The sequence below is a fragment of the Rothia sp. HMSC064F07 genome, assembly GCF_001837265.1.
Classification (GTDB): domain Bacteria; phylum Actinomycetota; class Actinomycetes; order Actinomycetales; family Micrococcaceae; genus Rothia; species Rothia mucilaginosa.
The window spans coordinates 1,294,702-1,310,659 of the sequence record NZ_KV831926.1 but is presented as its reverse complement, the minus strand read 5'-3'; the positions used below and the strand labels follow the sequence as shown (position 1 = coordinate 1,310,659).

At 59.9% G+C, this 15,958-nt stretch carries 11 protein-coding genes; 6 read left to right on the top strand and 5 right to left on the bottom strand.

The window, feature by feature from the left end; genetic code table 11:
- Positions 1-24: 24 nt before the first annotated feature.
- Both HMPREF2712_RS07640 and HMPREF2712_RS07635 read right to left on the bottom strand, forming a co-directional pair.
- Positions 25-981, bottom strand: a complete 957-nt coding sequence (locus HMPREF2712_RS07640) for an ABC transporter ATP-binding protein (RefSeq protein ID WP_083323950.1) — start codon at positions 979-981, stop codon at positions 25-27.
- On the bottom strand, positions 981-2,123 hold the full coding sequence (locus tag HMPREF2712_RS07635) for a FecCD family ABC transporter permease (RefSeq protein WP_083309168.1): 1,143 nt from the start codon (positions 2,121-2,123) through the stop codon (positions 981-983). The genes HMPREF2712_RS07640 and HMPREF2712_RS07635 overlap by 1 nt, the downstream gene beginning before the upstream one ends.
- 422 nt (positions 2,124-2,545) lie before the next feature.
- On the opposite strand from HMPREF2712_RS07635, the gene uvrB reads away from it, so the two are divergent.
- Together uvrB and HMPREF2712_RS07625 are read left to right on the top strand one after the other, a co-directional pair.
- The gene (gene uvrB, locus HMPREF2712_RS07630) at positions 2,546-4,714 is read left to right on the top strand and encodes an excinuclease ABC subunit UvrB (RefSeq protein WP_005509151.1); all 2,169 of its coding nucleotides are present in this window, start codon (positions 2,546-2,548) and stop codon (positions 4,712-4,714) included.
- A gap of 165 nt (positions 4,715-4,879) precedes the next feature.
- The gene (locus HMPREF2712_RS07625; protein WP_246828694.1) at positions 4,880-5,659 is read left to right on the top strand and encodes an ornithinee aminotransferase; all 780 of its coding nucleotides are present in this window, start codon (positions 4,880-4,882) and stop codon (positions 5,657-5,659) included.
- Between the two features lie 177 nt (positions 5,660-5,836).
- On the opposite strand, the gene HMPREF2712_RS07620 is transcribed toward HMPREF2712_RS07625, so the two are convergent.
- Entirely contained in the window at positions 5,837-6,280 is a 444-nt protein-coding gene (locus HMPREF2712_RS07620) for a winged helix-turn-helix transcriptional regulator (RefSeq protein WP_070616470.1), read from the bottom strand.
- Between the two features lie 192 nt (positions 6,281-6,472).
- Here HMPREF2712_RS07620 and HMPREF2712_RS07615 point away from each other — a divergent pair, with 192 nt between their 5' ends.
- The 3 genes from HMPREF2712_RS07615 to HMPREF2712_RS07605 all read left to right on the top strand — a co-directional run bounded on the left by HMPREF2712_RS07615 (position 6,473) and on the right by HMPREF2712_RS07605 (position 9,354).
- Positions 6,473-7,075 (top strand): NAD(P)-dependent oxidoreductase, encoded by a 603-nt coding sequence (locus HMPREF2712_RS07615; RefSeq protein WP_070819661.1) that lies wholly within the window; start codon positions 6,473-6,475, stop codon positions 7,073-7,075.
- A 137-nt stretch (positions 7,076-7,212) separates the two neighbouring features.
- Positions 7,213-7,761, top strand: coding sequence for an NAD(P)H-dependent oxidoreductase (locus tag HMPREF2712_RS07610; RefSeq protein WP_049357055.1), 549 nt, complete (start codon positions 7,213-7,215; stop codon positions 7,759-7,761).
- Positions 7,762-8,148: 387 nt separating this feature from the next.
- Entirely contained in the window at positions 8,149-9,354 is a 1,206-nt protein-coding gene (locus HMPREF2712_RS07605; RefSeq protein WP_070819660.1) for a TerC family protein, read from the top strand.
- 115 nt (positions 9,355-9,469) lie between these two features.
- Here the strand turns inward: HMPREF2712_RS07605 and HMPREF2712_RS07600 are convergent, their stop codons facing one another.
- Positions 9,470-10,921, bottom strand: a complete 1,452-nt coding sequence (locus tag HMPREF2712_RS07600; RefSeq protein WP_070819659.1) for an alpha/beta fold hydrolase — start codon at positions 10,919-10,921, stop codon at positions 9,470-9,472.
- A 93-nt stretch (positions 10,922-11,014) separates the two neighbouring features.
- A complete protein-coding gene (locus HMPREF2712_RS07595; protein ID WP_070819658.1) occupies positions 11,015-13,615 on the bottom strand; it encodes a DEAD/DEAH box helicase in 2,601 nt (866 codons plus the stop codon).
- Between the two features lie 446 nt (positions 13,616-14,061).
- On the opposite strand from HMPREF2712_RS07595, the gene HMPREF2712_RS07590 reads away from it, so the two are divergent.
- Entirely contained in the window at positions 14,062-15,957 is a 1,896-nt protein-coding gene (locus HMPREF2712_RS07590; RefSeq protein WP_070819657.1) for an ABC transporter transmembrane domain-containing protein, read from the top strand.
- The last annotated feature ends 1 nt before the right edge of the window (position 15,958 follow it).

Sequence of the window (15,958 nt, the reverse complement as noted above, 5' to 3'; positions counted from 1 at the left end):
CGGAAATCTAAACGCTGCGGAGCCTCAGCTATCGAGGCTCGTCATGTGTACGCTGGAACGGCCCAGCTCGGGGGAGTAGGTCACCGTCAGGCCGGTATTGAAGGTGCGTGAGAGAACCTCGCTCGTGAGCACCTTGGAGGCGCGGCCCGTCAAAAGCTGAGCCGGCGCATCTGCAGGTACCTGCGGCGTTGCGTTTGGCACGGTATCGGGCATATCGTGTGCGCTAAGCAGAGCGACGGTCGCATCCAGCATGAGGGCGTGATCCGGGTTGTGGGTCGTGAAGATGACCCCGTACCCGGCGTCGCGCAGCTGCCGAATCTTCCGCAGAACCTTCGCCTGATTCGCCACATCAAGGGCGCTCGTCGGCTCGTCCAGAACGATGAGCGGGGCGTCTTGCACCAGGGTTCGGGCAATACCCACCTGCTGACGCTGACCGCCGGACAGCTCATCCAATGGGGAGTGCGCCAGGTCGAGCAGACCCAGCTCCTCCATCACGGTGTGCACCTGCTCACGGTCACGGCGCGAGGGCGAAGAGAACAACCCAATATAGGGTGCGCGACCCATCAGCAGGTACTCGGTCACGGTGTAGGAGATGCCGCGACCCTCCATCTGCGGAAGATAGGCGATGCGGCGGGCACGCTCAGTCGCGGTCAAAGAATCCAGCGGCTCACCGCCCAGGTGAATGCTGCCCTCGGTGAGCGAATGCAAACCGATCAGGCAGTTCAACAGGGTGGACTTACCCACACCGTTGCGACCCAGAATGGCGAGGACCTCACCGCGTCGCACCTGCAGGTTCACGTTGCGGAAAATCCAGCGGCTGGAGCGGTGCCCTGAACGGTGCAGACCAGCGCGGTGATCCGTGCGGCGGCGCTTGATGTGCCCGCCCCGGTGGCCGTAACGGAAGCCCGCACCGTCCAGGTGTAGCAGAACCTCGGCGCTCGCATCCGTGCGGTGCTGAGCATCGGGAATGGAAGACGACATTACTTCACCCGAACCTTTCCAAACAGCAGTAGCGCCACGTACAGGGGTGTGCCAATGAAGCCGGTCAGTACGCTCAAAGGCACCTCCGCACTGGTGAGGCTACGTGCCAGGGTATCGACGAACATCATGAACGAAGCACCCATCAGAATGGATAGCGGCATGAGCTTGGTCGTGTCGCTACCGACCAGCAGGCGGCACAGGTGCGGAATGACCAGGCCAACCCAAGAAATCGGGCCGCCAATACACACGCTGGTCGCGGTGACCAGGGTTGCCAGCAGAATGGTGATACCGCGGGTGCGGGTCAGGTTAATGCCGAGGGTGCGCGCTTCATCGTCACCGAGCGAGAGGATATTGATGCGCCAACGCATCGCCAAGAGCAACAGAATGCAGGGCACCGCCACCAGCGCAAACTGCGTGAGTGCTTCCGCGCGTACGTCCTGCAGGGAGCCCATCTGCCAGAACACAATCTGCGCCAGCTGAGTTTCAGGGTTCGCAATGAACTTCAACGCACCCAGCGCGGCGGTGCCAAAGCCACCCACAATCACGCCGGAGAGCACCAGCATGAGCGTGGACTGATTCTTCAGCAGGCGCGGGATGCTCACGGTCAGCAGCACGGCGGCAAGACCACCAGCCAGGGCAGAACCCTGAATGGCGATGCTCGTGCCCACACCCAGCAGAATGGCGGAGGCGGCACCCACCGACGCACCCTGCGAAACACCCAGCAGGTACGGGGAGACCAACGGGTTACGGAAGACCGCCTGGAAGGTGGCACCCGCAATGGCGAGGGCTGCACCGATGAGCCCGGCGGCGAGCAGACGCGGAATACGCACGGTCAGCAACATGTTTTCGGCGGGCTTGTAGACTTTCAGGTCCATGCCGAACCAGTTCTTACCGAGAATGCGGAAGAGCTCATCCAATTCGAGCGGATACCTGCCGGTGATGAGCGAGAGGTAGGTGACGCCCAGCAGAATGGTGAGGGCGATGAGCAGAATCAGCGGGTACGAGGACGCGAAGAGGGTGCTGCGATGCTCGGCCTTGGCAGCTAAGGTGGCAACCGGCGCGCCGGTGGGGTTCGCCTCCGGGTTCGCTTCTGTGGATTCGTTCGGAGTTGCCTGTGAAGCTGTCTCCGTGGTCGTGCTCATGGAGTCCTTCCGTGCGCTCTTGTGGTCCCGTTCTGTCTGCGTGTATGCGCTCTAAACATATGTGAGCCACATCAAGGAGGCAAAGGGGGTGAGCGCGGAGCGCCCGTCATAAGTCTTTATGTTTTCTCCCTTATCTTTTGTTGCTCGGCGTGCCTGCGCCGCGATGCGTTCGGGGGAATGGGAACACCCGTAAGTACGGCGTTATTGTGCGGGAATTGCGCGGGAGAACGCTCCTGTTCGATTCCTGCCCTGTGGCGCAGATGAACCAGTCGAATACCCCTTATCTTTTGCGTCCTTTCTTTTATGAACTTGGGCACTTTCATGGTGATGGCTTGTTACCTGTCGTGTCTGGACTATTGCGCCAGCAGAAAAGGGCAACCAATCCTGAGGCGCATTGGGCGGCTTTCCCCTAGGATGGATACATGAGTTACGCACCCGAAATTAACCGCATCGTCGCCCCCTTTGAAGTGGTCAGCCCCTTCCAGCCTGCCGGTGATCAGCCAAAGGCTATCGCCGAGCTCACCGAGCGCGTGCAGAACGGTGAGAAGGACATTGTGCTGATGGGCGCTACCGGTACCGGTAAGTCCGCGACCGCAGCCTGGCTGATTGAGGCGGTGCAGCGTCCGACTCTGGTGCTCGTGCAGAATAAGACTCTGGCGGCGCAGCTGGCGAATGAGCTGCGCGAACTGCTGCCGAATAATGCGGTGGAGTATTTCGTCTCCTACTACGACTACTACCAGCCTGAGGCGTACGTGCCGCAGACCGATACGTTCATTGAGAAGGACTCCTCCATCAATGAGGAGGTGGAGCGTCTGCGCCACTCGGCGACGAACTCCCTGCTGACTCGCCGCGACGTGGTGGTGGTTGCGACCGTGTCCTGCATTTACGGTCTGGGCACGCCCGAGGAGTACATTGAGCAGATGGTGACTCTGCGTCGCGGTGAGGAGATTGACCGCGACGAGCTGCTGCGCCAGTTCGTGGCGATGCAGTACGCGCGTAATGACATGGACTTTCACCGCGGCACGTTCCGCGTGCGCGGCGATACCGTCGAAATCATCCCCATGTACGAGGAGAACGCGATCCGCGTTGAGTTCTTCGGTGATGAGATTGAGGCGATTTACACCCTGCACCCGCTGACCGGCGAGGTGATTCGCGAGGAAGAAGAAATGTATGTCTTCCCCGCAAGCCACTACGTTGCCGGCCCGGAGCGCATGGCGAAGGCTATTACCTCCATTGAGGATGAGCTGCGCGAGCGCCTGCAGACCCTCGAGTCCCAGGGCAAGTTGCTGGAGGCGCAGCGTCTGCGTATGCGCACCACCTACGACCTGGAAATGATGGAGCAGATGGGCTTCTGCAATGGCATTGAGAACTACTCGCGCCATATTGATGGTCGTGCCCCCGGCAGCGCCCCGAACTGTCTGCTGGATTATTTCCCGGATGACTTCCTGCTGATTATTGATGAGTCGCACGTGACGGTCCCGCAGGTTGGCGCCATGTATGAGGGTGATATGTCCCGTAAGCGCACCCTGGTTGAGCACGGTTTCCGCCTGCCGTCGGCGATGGATAACCGCCCGCTGAAGTGGGAGGAGTTCCTGGAGCGTATTGGCCAGACGATTTACCTTTCGGCGACCCCCGGTAAGTATGAGCTGTCGCAGGCTGATGGTTACGTGGAGCAGATCATTCGACCCACCGGCCTGATTGACCCGGAGATCGTGGTTAAGCCGACCAAGGGTCAGATTGATGATTTGCTCGAAGAGATTCGCGTGCGCGTTGAGCGTGATGAGCGTGTGCTGGTCACGACCCTCACTAAGCGCATGGCGGAGGATCTGACCGAGTACCTGTTGCAGCACGGCGTGAAGGTGCAGTACCTGCACTCTGACGTGGATACCCTGCGCCGTGTGGAGCTTCTGCGTGAGCTGCGCCTGGGCACCTTCGATGTGCTGGTTGGTATTAACCTGCTGCGTGAGGGCCTGGACCTGCCCGAAGTGTCACTGGTTGCGATTCTGGATGCCGATAAGGAAGGCTTCCTGCGTTCGACCACTTCGCTGATTCAGACGATTGGTCGTGCGGCGCGTAACGTGTCCGGCCAGGTGCACATGTACGCCGATAAGATTACGGATTCTATGCGCGTGGCGATTGATGAGACGAACCGCCGCCGCGAGATTCAGCAGGCGTACAACCGTGCGCACGGCATTGACCCGCAGCCGCTGCGTAAGAAGATTGCCGATATTACGGATGTTCTCGCCCGCGAGGAAGAGGATACCCGCGAGCTTCTGCAGCAGCGTAAGAGCGGTAAGAAGGGCGCCCGCACGGTGAGCGCGGGTGCGAAGACCGGTTCTGCGACCTCGTCGAAGATTGCCACGAGCACCCCGGAGTCGGAGGAGCTTCTCGCCCGTGCGGAGGCGCGCGTTCGTGCCGACGGCCTGGCGGCGGCACCCGCCGAGGACCTGCTGGATTTGATTGAGCAGATGAACGAGCAGATGCGCGTGGCGGCGGAGAACCTGCAATTTGAGTTGGCGGCGCGTCTGCGTGATGAGCTTGCCGATTTGAAGAAGGAGCTGCGTCTGATGAAGGAGGCGGGTCACGCCTAAACCCGGCGTTCTAAGCCCAGCGTTTAGGGGCCGACGTGGGTTTTTCGCCATGAGGTAACTCATTGTTCATGAAGTTCTACTGAGTGCAGATACATGCTGTAAACTATCAAGGTGTTTTACGTGTCAAATAAAACCTTGATGCTTCCGAACGATAAAGAAAAATCTGTGACCATTTCGAATAACTCTTCAGATGCACACACCACGGGAGCTCGTTCCGTTACCCGCCGCAACCTCACCCGCGGCGCGCTTTGGGCTGTGCCCGCTATTGCCGCCTCCACGGCGGTACCCGCATTCGCTGCTTCGGCTGATGATTGCAAGACGGTACACGGCCCGGACTTCACCCAGGTCGGCGGCTGGATGATTACCAACCCCGCCAGTGGCGCCCTGCAGTCGCGCACCAAGAACAAGCCCGTGACTGCGCCGGAGACCGGTCAGGCGTGGTGGTCCATGGAGAATGCAACCTCACCGAACCCCGCAACGATTCGTCTCATGTCCGTGTACGAGGCGACTCACGGCCCCGAGGGCGACCTCAACCTGAACTGCGGTGAGTTCGTGATGACCTACAACGTCTCCGCCCTGGAGGCGACGACCGGCACCACGCACCTGCACCCGTCCATGGACATTTACCTCTTCTCGCCCGAGGGTAAAATCATTGACCGCCAGATCTTCACCACTGACCCGACCGGCAAGGCAACCGTCATGACCCGCAACGGCAAGACTCAGACCGTTCAGGGCCAGGTCATTCCGTTTGCGTCGAGCGTGAATGATAAGGCGACCGGCATCTCCGCGCGTTTTGCGTTGCGTGGCAATACGCTCATGGAAGGCATGTACCAGTTCGAGGTGGTTATTACCGTCCCGACGATTCAGGAGAACGGCACGGTGGATACGAACAAGCAGGTCAACGCGATTGCTTTCACCCCGCCGACCTTCAACACGGTCTCCTAAATTCAACCTGGTCTCCTAACTGAATGAAATATAGAAGTAGCCCTCCCCGTAATAGTTCACGGGGAGGGCTACTTTTATGTGGGCTTGCGGCGCGTGCTGGTCTGCGCGGTGTCAATCTGCGCGTGCTGGTCTGCAATGCGCCGCGTTCTATACTGTGTCTTTTTTACGCTGTGCCTTTTATACGTCGCCGTTCTCTAGTGCGGCGGCGTCGTAGCGCTCGCGGGCTTCGAGTACCGCCTGCATATTGTCCTGCGCCCAGTGGCGCAGGGCGGTCATCGGCTCAATGAGGGTCGTACCGAGCGCGGTCAGTTCGTAGTCCACGCGCGGCGGAATGGATGCGGTGACCCGGCGTTCCACCAGGCCGTCGCGTTCCATGGAACGCAGGGTCTGGGTCAGGACCTTGGGGGAGACGCCCTGAATCATTGCTTTGAGTTCGCCGAAGCGGGCGACGGGCTGCTCGGAGAGCGCCGCAACAATGAGCGGGGTCCACCGGTCGGTGAGGTGGCGCATCACGGTGCGGGAGGGGCAGGCGCTGGCGAGAATATTGGCGGGCAGGTCGTCCTGCGGGGTGCGGGCGGCTTCTATGGTTTCTCGTGTGGGGGAGGTGAGCGTGGTGGTCATAGCTGCTGTCTTTTCAATCTGCTGAGGGGCTGTTTTATGGGGGTGGTGAGGGGTGCGAAAAATATTTTTAAATATTTTCCACACACCCCTAATAGTTACCTTGAGGTACCCGATTTCTAATAGATACTATAAAACCATCACGCGGAACACCGCAAGAAAAACTACAGAAGACCTACCCGAAAGGAACCCCTCATGAACATCGCAATCATCGGCGCAACCGGCATGGTCGGCGCACGCGCCGCAGCAGAAGCAATCTCCCGCGGCCACCGGGTCGACGCCTACACCCGCTCCGGCAATGCACCCGAAGGCGCTACCGCCCACAGCATCGACCTTGCAGACACCGCAGCACTGGTCGACATCGTCAACACCCACGACGTCACCATTGTTGCCGTCCCTGGCGGTCGCGGCACCTCCGCGCAGCCGATTATCGACGCACACCGTGCACTGATCGCGGCGGCACCTACCGGTCGCCTGCTGGTCGTTGGTGGCGCTGGCTCCCTCGAGGACGGCAACGGCAACCGCTTCGTTGATGGCGAAGGCTTCCCGGAAGATTACAAGCCCGAGGCGAAGGCATTCGCCCAGATTCTCGACGAGTACCGAGCATCCGAGGGTCTGAACTGGACCATGCTCTCCCCGGCGTTCGAAATCGCACCGGGTGAGCGTACCGGCAAGTACAACACCGCACTGGACACCCCCGCAGGCGAGTTCGTTAGCGCCGAGGACTTTGCGGTCGCCCTGATTGATGAGGCAGAAGAGCCCAAGCACGCGGGCCGCCGCTTCACCGTTGCCAACTAGACAGTGCCAACTAAAGACTGCGCTCATTGGACACTGCATCAGCTGATTATTGCAGCGCATTTAACTCCAGCTCTAGTTCATCCTGCTGGAATCATTCATAACTACTAATAGAAAACTACAGTACAGAAAGAAGACATATGTCTAAGGCTCTTATCGTCTACGGTCACCCCACTCCCGAACTCTCGACCGCTAACGCTGAAACTCTCCGGGTTGTCACTGAGACCCTGGGAGAAAACGTAGAGGTGCGCGAACTCGCATCCCACCGCGTCAACGGTTCATTTGATATTGCCGCAGAACAGCAGGCTCTCATGGAAGCGGACGTTATCGTTTTGCAGTTCCCCGTCTTCTGGTACTCGGTTCCCGCTTTGCTTAAGCAGTGGCTGGATGATGTTTTCACCTACGGATTTGCCTACGGGAGCGACGGCGATAAGCTTGCGGGTAAGACTCTCGTAGTTGCAGCAAGTGCCGGTGCAAACGCAGAAATCTATGCAGAGAAGCTGCCGAACAACTTCCCTGAAATCTTCAACCCCTTGGAGAATACCGCTGCGTTTTCACGCATGAAGTGGGCGGAACCCGTGTACGTTTACAGCGCATTGAGCATGCCGGGCACCGAAGATATTGCTCGTTCTGCAGGTGTTGACCTGGGCCAGCAGCTTGTAGCACGTTTGCGTGAATTGAATATCTAAACCTATACCGCTGTTTTTAAACCGTGGAGGCTCTTCACTTGGGGAGAGGTTCGGAGTGGCAACTTCGAGCCCCTCTTCGCGCGCGTGTGGAGGTGTGCGTACTGTGCGGACACGACCTTTGGAGCCCTAAAGCGCCCTATAAATACCGGTGAATCCTTACCCTTCAAGCCGCCTAATAAACCGCCAAAAATATAAAAACTTCACTGGACCTTCATGGAATCATGAACCCTAAGGTATAATCGTTCACCGAGCAAGGGAGTATCCCACCAATCGACTCATCGTCAGCACGTTAGCCGAAGGCGCCTAACCGGTGAATCGAGCCGACCTCCATTCAGGTCGGCGGGAGAGACTTGTGGTCCTGTACGCACACCACAAGAAAGGCTCCCCATGGAAGTTACCGGGTTGCAATGGTTGGTTACTATTCTCATCATCGCGGGTCTGTTGGCCTTCGACTTCGTGTTCCACGTTCGTAAGGCGCACGAACCCTCCGTCAAGGAAGCGGCCATCTGGTCGAGTATTTACATCGGCATCGCGATGCTGTTCGGTCTGTATATTTTCGTGACGAACGGCCCATCCGCCGCCACCGAATTCTATGCAGGCTACATCACCGAAGAAGCTCTCTCGGTCGATAACCTTTTCGTCTTCATGATCATTATGGGCACCTTCCGTGTCGCCCGTGAGAATCAGCAGAAGGTCCTGCTCTTCGGTATCGTCTTCGCGATCCTGGCGCGCGGTACCTTCATCTTCGCCGGTGCAGCAATCATTAACTCCTTCGCCTGGGTGTTCTACATCTTCGGCCTGGTCCTGCTCATGACCGCAGGTAACCTGCTCAAGGACGAAATCACTGAAGGCGACGGTGACGACGAAGCCGACAACATCATGGTCCGCCTCGCCAAGAAGTACCTGAAGACCAGCGACCACTTCGACGGCGACAAGCTCTTCACCATCGAAAACGGCAAGCGCGTCATGACCCCCATGATGCTCGTCATGGTCGCTATCGCCGGTTCCGACCTGCTCTTCGCACTCGACTCGATCCCCGCGATCTTCGGCCTCACCCAGTCCGTCTACATCGTGTTCACTGCGACCGCGTTCTCCCTCATGGGTCTGCGCCAGCTGTACTTCCTCATTGACGGCCTGCTGGACCGCCTCGTCTACCTCTCCTACGGCCTGGCGACCATCCTCGCGTTCATTGGTGTGAAGCTCATCCTGCACGCAATGCACGAGAACAACCTGCCGTTCATCAACCACGGCGAGCCCGTGCACGTGGTCGAAATCAGCACCGAAATGTCGCTGATGGTCATCGTGGGCGTCCTGATCATTACCGTGCTTGCCTCGCTGCTCAGCCCCAAGGGCCGCGCACTGCAGACCATTCAGCGTGTTCAGGCGCTCTCCGAGAAGTACCTGGCACTGCCCGAGGATGCACCCGCCGCCGAGCGTGCGGACATCACCGCCCGCTGGCAGCAGGAAACCGAGAAGCTCAAGACTATTCCGCAGAAGCTGCGTGACGAGCTGATCGAGAAGGAAGACGAATACCACGCCCTCGTGATGCGTGCCCGCACCGCACAGGATGCGCACGCTTCCTCCTCGAAGTAGTAGTTTGAGCTACTGAGTATGCGGCCTCACCAGGCTAAGCGCTAACACTAAAGCCCCTCACACCGGATCAACCGGGGTGAGGGGCTTTAGCTATATCAGAGATATTTCAGAAGAATTACTGGTTGTGAACCTCAGCCAGCATGTTCTTCAGGTGACCCAGAATGGTCAGCGAGTCAGAACCGAAACCGTCGTGGTGGTGGGTCTTCGAGGTCCACACCTGAGTGTTACCGACCCAGCGAGCGGTCTCCATGGAGTGCTCAAAGTCCACGTACACGTCCGGGTTGTACGCCGCAGCCACCACGGGAACCTCGTTCTTGTGCAGCTGTGCGTGGTCGTACAGGCGACCCCAGTCCTTCTTCTCAGCCAGCAGGTTTGCAACCTCAGCCAGCGGACGCAGCGAGGGATCCTCCTCGTAGTACCAGGGGAAGATGTGCTCGCCGGTGAAGAGCAGACGGTCCGCATCCGGTGCGAACTCGGGGCGGGAAGCCGCCACGCGAGCAGCAGACCAGTTGGTCGGCGCGGGGGAGGGGGACAGCTCGTAGCCGGGGATGCCGGGCAGAACGCCGTCAGCGGGGCCGTCAGCGTAGATGGTCTCGTGCATCAGGGCGTACAGCGGGTTCGCCTGGAAGGTCACCTCGGCACCCATAGCGGTTAGGAACTGATCGGAGAGGTGGTCGTTACCCTCAGCGAAAGCGGTCTCCAGGAAGTAGTGCAGACCGCGCTCACGCCAGCGGCCACCCAGGAAGTGGCCAGCCATCTGGAAGCGGTGATCGGTCAGGCGCTCACCGGTAGGCAGGTACTCCTTGTGGGTGCGCAGGTGCTCAGCGATACGGGTAGCGAGCTCAGCATCCTCGGGGAACCAGCTGTAGTATTCCTCAACACGTTCCTTCATGCGGTCGAAGGTGTGCTGGTAGACGTTGTCCACGGAGGTACGAATCGGCGCCAGGCCCGCGGTGATGCGGCAGTCACGCAGCGACTGCGGTGCGAACGACAGGTAGGACAGGGTCAGGAAGCCACCGAAGGACTGACCAATGGTGGACCAGCGCTTGTCGGCACGGTCAGCCAGCAGCACCTCGCGGACAGCCTCCGCGTCAGCGATGATGGAGTCCGCACGGAACAGCTCAGTGTACTCAGCCTGAACCTGCGCGTCACCCACAGCGGTGATGGTGCGAGCAGACAGCGGGGAAGACATACCGGTACCGCGCTGATCCAGAAGAACCACGCGGTGAGTCTTCGCCAGCTCAGCAATCCAGCCGCCAATGGAGCCGGTCTTCGGCGAACCGAAACCAGGGCCACCCTGCAGGTACACAATGTAAGGACGCTTATCAGCCGAAACGGTCAGAGTCTCGTTGGTGCTCACAACCTCGCGGGCGAACACGGTGATGGTCTGGTCCGCGAAACGGGAGGAGAGAGCGGCATCCTTGCCCTTGGAGAAAATCAGACCGTGGGTCAGGGGAACCTGGAACCAGTGGTCGGTAATCTCGTAGCCGTCGTGCTTGACGACCGAACCCTTGCGGTACTCAACCTTGGGAAGCGAAGAAACGGTCAACGGTGAACCTTCTTTCATTCAAATAGATAGATACTCTGTATTCTAGCCCACTATGGGCAACATCTGGGCAGAGCCTCGGGCGGAGTCTCTTTCGGAGCCTCAATCGGAGTCTTAGAACTCGCCCACGCTCAGAATCTTCAGCACCGGGTACCCCGCCTCATCGGAGGCCGCCAGATCAACCTCGGCACGAATACCGAAGTCAAAGTTATCTTCGGGGTCAGCGAAGCTCTGCTGAACCTTCCACACGCCCGGGTGAGCGGCGGTGTCCTCATCCATGCTGACCAGGCGAGGCGAGCGCGCGTCGGCGTCCGTGTAGATGTCGTCGTAGGTGTCGAAGTAGTCGTCCATGGCGTCCGCCCAGCGGTCGGCATCCCAGCCGCACCACTTGTCCAGGGCGCCCAGGGCGCGGTCACGCTCGTCAGCGAAGAGCTCCACACGGCGGAAGAGGGCGTTGCGCACCATCACGCGGAAGGCACGCAGGTTCTTCGTCACGGCGGGAGGCTCTTCCTCCTCGATGGAGGCGTGCTCGGCTGCAATGGTCGCGGTATCTTCGCCGGCAGCCAGCTTCTCCCATTCGTCCACCAGAGAGGAGTCGGTCTGGCGTACCAGCTCGCCGAGCCACTCGATAATGTCGTCGAGCTCGTCGGTCACGGCAGAATCGGGGATGGTGTGGCGCAGCGCCTTGTATGCGTCAGAGAGGTAACGCAGGAGCACGCCCTCGGCACGTTCGAGCGAGTAGTACTGCACGAAGTCGTTGAAGCCCATCGCGCGTTCGTACATGTCACGCACGATTGACTTGGGGCGCGGCTCAAAACGTGCCACCCACGGCGCGGACTGCTTGTAGGTCGTGTACGCCTGATCGATGAGCTCCGCCAGGGGCTGCGGGTAGGTGACCTTGTCCAGCTCGTTCATGCGTTCGGTGTAGTCCACACCGTCCGCCTTCAGCTGTGCCGACAGTTCGTTCTTCGCCTTGCGTTCCTGTGCGTACAGCACCTGGTTCGGCGAATCCAGGGTCGCCTCGATGAGGGAGAGCGCGTCCAGCGCGTAGCTGGGGGATTCGGGGTCGAGCAGTTCCAGCGCGGCGACCGCAAAAGCGGACAGCGGCTGGTTCAGGGCAAAGTTATCCTGTAGATCCTCGGTCAGGCGCAGGTAGGAGCCGTGCTCGTCCGGGGTGTTGGTTCGCTCAATCACGCCGCCGGTCAGCAGCTCCTTGTAGATGCCGATTGCCTTGCGCAGCAGCTCGCGGCGGCGCGCGGGGCTCTCGTGGTTCTCCTGAATGATGCGGTACGCGGCAATGACCGGGTTCTCCGGGCGGTGCATCAGGTTCAGCAGCATCGAATGGGTGATGTCGAAGGAGGAGGTCAGCGGCTCCGGGGCTGCTTCTACCAGCTGCTCGAAGGTCTTCTCGGACCAGCCAACGAAGCCTTCCGGCGCCTTCTTACGCTTGGAGGACAGCGACTGGTTAATGCGCTTGGTGTCGTCACCGAACTTCGCCTGAGCCTTAGCCAGCAGGCGAGCGTTCTCAATATCGTGCTCGGGTGCCTGAACCACCACGGTACCGGCGGTATCAAAACCGGCGCGGCCAGCGCGTCCAGCAATCTGGTGGAACTCGCGGGCGCGCAGACGACGGCTACGGGCGCCGTCGAACTTCGACAGCGCCGTAATCAGCACGGTACGAATCGGCACGTTAATGCCCACGCCCAGGGTGTCGGTGCCGCAGATGACCTTGAGCAGACCCTCCTGAGCCAGTTGCTCCACGAGGCGGCGGTACTTGGGCAGCATACCCGCGTGGTGAATACCGATACCGGCACGCACCAGCTTGTTCAGCGCCTTACCGAAGCCCGGGCCGAAACGGAACTTCGCGATGAGCTCTGAGATGCGTTCCTTATCTTCCTTGGAAGCAATAGCCACCGACAGCAGCGCGTTCGCCTGCTCCAGCGCCGCCTTCTGCGAGAAGTGCACAATGTAGACCGGAGTTTGCTTGGTCTGCACGAGCTCCTGCACCGTCTCCTGAACCGGGGTGGTGGAGTAGTAGAAATGCAGCGGAATGGGACGCTCAGAATGCGCCACCAGGTCACTCTCACGACCGGTCAGCGCCGTCATCTCCTCCTGGAAGCGAGTCGTATCGCCCAGGGTCGCGCTCATCAGCAGGAACTGCGCCTGCGGAAGCTCCAGCAGGGGAAGCTGCCACGCCCAGCCGCGCTGCGGGTCGGAGTAGAAGTGGAACTCGTCCATAATGACCTGGCACAGGTCCGCATCCTTACCCTCGCGCAGGGCAATATTGGCGAGAATTTCCGCGGTGCAGCAGATAATGGGCGCCTCCGTATTAATGGCGGAGTCGCCGGTAATCATGCCCACGTTTTCGGCACCAAAAATATTAATCAGGTCAAAGAACTTCTCAGACACCAGCGCCTTAATGGGGGCGGTGTAGTAGGAGCGCTGACCGGTCGCCAGGCCCGTAAAATGCGCGGCAACAGCCACAGTGGACTTACCGGAACCGGTCGGGGTTGCCAGCACCACGTTATGTCCGGCGGCAATGCTCAGAACGGCCTCGTCCTGGGCGGGGTACAGGGTCATGCCGCGGGTCGAAATCCACTCGGTGAAGGATTCATAGATTTCTTCGGCGGTGAGGGGGTTGCCCTTAAAATCGCGTCGATTGTAGTCGCCGGGATTCTCACCCAGCGTGGGAGAAAGAAAATTCAAAATACTCATGAGAATTCCAGTCTATCGGGAATAACGCGGACGCGGGGGCGTTATCGTTACGAGGGAACAAACGGGTACTCGCGGAGTGTTTGCGGGGGTGTTCGCTGCATCTTTGCAGGGTGGTTCGCGGTTCCTTCGCGGGGCGTTTATAGGGCGTTCGGGAGGCGCGGTGCCGCGCTAACGTGGGAATTCCCCAAATTCGTGTAGTGTAGAACAAAGCACTAAAAGTGCAGTGGTGCAAAAACCTGGTGCTCAGAAGGTCGAAAACGTAGGCCTCCATGCCGCATAGATTACCGCGTAGATGCAGAATCCGCCGATTGATGTCGGTGCATATTGAGCGGCTGATGCACGCCCCAAAATACGTTGCATAAATGACGACACGCCCATCTATGACGCAAATAGTGTTGCGTGCCACATTGATAAAGGAATAGGGTAAGAGAAAGGAGAGACGTTGAATGACTGAATACAACGCTGACAAGGCACAAGAAAACGCTGCGCGTGAAGAAGCTATGCATGAAGAATACATGCATAACAAAACCACGCAGGAAAAAGCCGCGCAGAAAAAACCTGCACAGGAAATAACCAGCAGTGAACTGCGCAAGGCTGAAGAAGAAGCCCTCAAAAAGCGCCTCGCCCTGCGCGTCACCGCGCCCGGACACAAATACCCCTGGCACCGCTGGGCAATCCCCATCGTGGGTGAAACCACCGCAGGCATCGGCGCAATCCTGATCCCCGTCATGGTGGGCCAATTCATTAACCAGCACATCGCCGGAAAAGCCCCCGACGCCTGGCCCATGTTCTGGGTGGTCGTCGCAGCCATCACCTTCATCGTGATCAACGAGTTCTTCGGCTGGGGCACCTCCATGACCCTCAGCGCAGAACTCGGCCGCGACTGGCGCGTCTACATCAACCGACTCATGGGACGCACCCGCACAACCGTTGATGCGGGTGAAGCAGTCACCGTCATGAACAAAGACGTACGCCGCATCACGGCCGTCTACTTCTCACTGCCGCTATTCGTCAATGCCATGATTATCGCGACCCTCGGTGCCGTGCAGCTCTGGCTCATCAACCCCGTCACCGCGATTGTCACCCTCATCGGTACGCTCATCGTGGTCGGCGTGATTGCCTGGTACTCGTCCTTCCTCGAATCCAAGATTGGCGAATACCGTGAGAAGGATGGCGAAGCCTCCTCACGCGCCTCCGACATCGCCACCGGCCTGCGCACCATCGCCGGCCTCGGTGCCGAAGAACAGATGCGTGAGCGCTACCACCGCGGCACTGACGAAGTCTTCGACAGCTACATGCGCTATGAAAAGACGCACCGCTGGATGTTCCTCATCCGCGCGCTGCTCGGCGGTGCCGTGACCCTGCTCGGCGTCGGCTTCGCCCTCACCGGCCATGTCGAAAATGGCCGCTGGGTCTCCGACACCCCCGCCGCGTCCCTGGTGACCGTTGCCTCCATTATTGCGATGATGGGTGGCCCCATCTGGATTACCCAGAACTTTCTGACGGAATGGCGTTACGCCAAAATTGCGCTCGCCAAGGTCGCCCGCCTCGAAGGTCACGCGGGCGTGCGCCAGGGCGTGCTGAAGAGCCCGCGCACCGACGAAGAAATGGCGCAGTTGGCACGCGCCGAACAGGCAGTCGAGGCGAGCACCTTCGAGGTGCCCGTACCCGTCGCCCCCGCCGGTGCTAGCAACCCGCGCATCGTGTACGTCAACCCGCGCGACTACAACCTCACCGCGCAAGACTACGCCGAGGCGCTTGCCCGCACCCTGCGACGCGGGGGAGAGGACCTCAAGGACGCTACCGGCCGCCGCGTGCTGCTGAGCGAACCGAACCCCATGATTTTCGCGGGAACCCTGCAGGAGCACCTGCGCCTGGGCACCGTGCCGAACCCCGACGAGGAGCTGGCACAGGCAAAGGACCAGGAGCTGCTGAAGATTACCGACTCCCGCGAAATCGCCTACCGACTGGGCGGACGCAACCCCGAAGACTACTTCGCCGCCCGCATCACCAGCGAAGGCGCGAACCTCTCCGGTGGTCAGCGTCAGCGTCTGGCACTCGCCCGTGCGCTCGCACAGGACGCGCAGGTGCTCATCCTGACCGAGCCGCTGAACTCCGTGGACGAACCCAGCCAGCGCTACATCTACGATGCGATGGAAACCCAGATCGGTAGCGACCGCCTGCCCGTCGGCTACCCCGGCCTGCTACAGGATTTGGAGCAGGTCTACGTTATCTCCACGACCGCGGAGACGACCCGCCGCATGGAACGTGACGGCTACCCGGAAACCGCTCAGTCTGAAACTGCTCAGACCGAAACCACTCAGAATCAGGAGGTGAACTAGC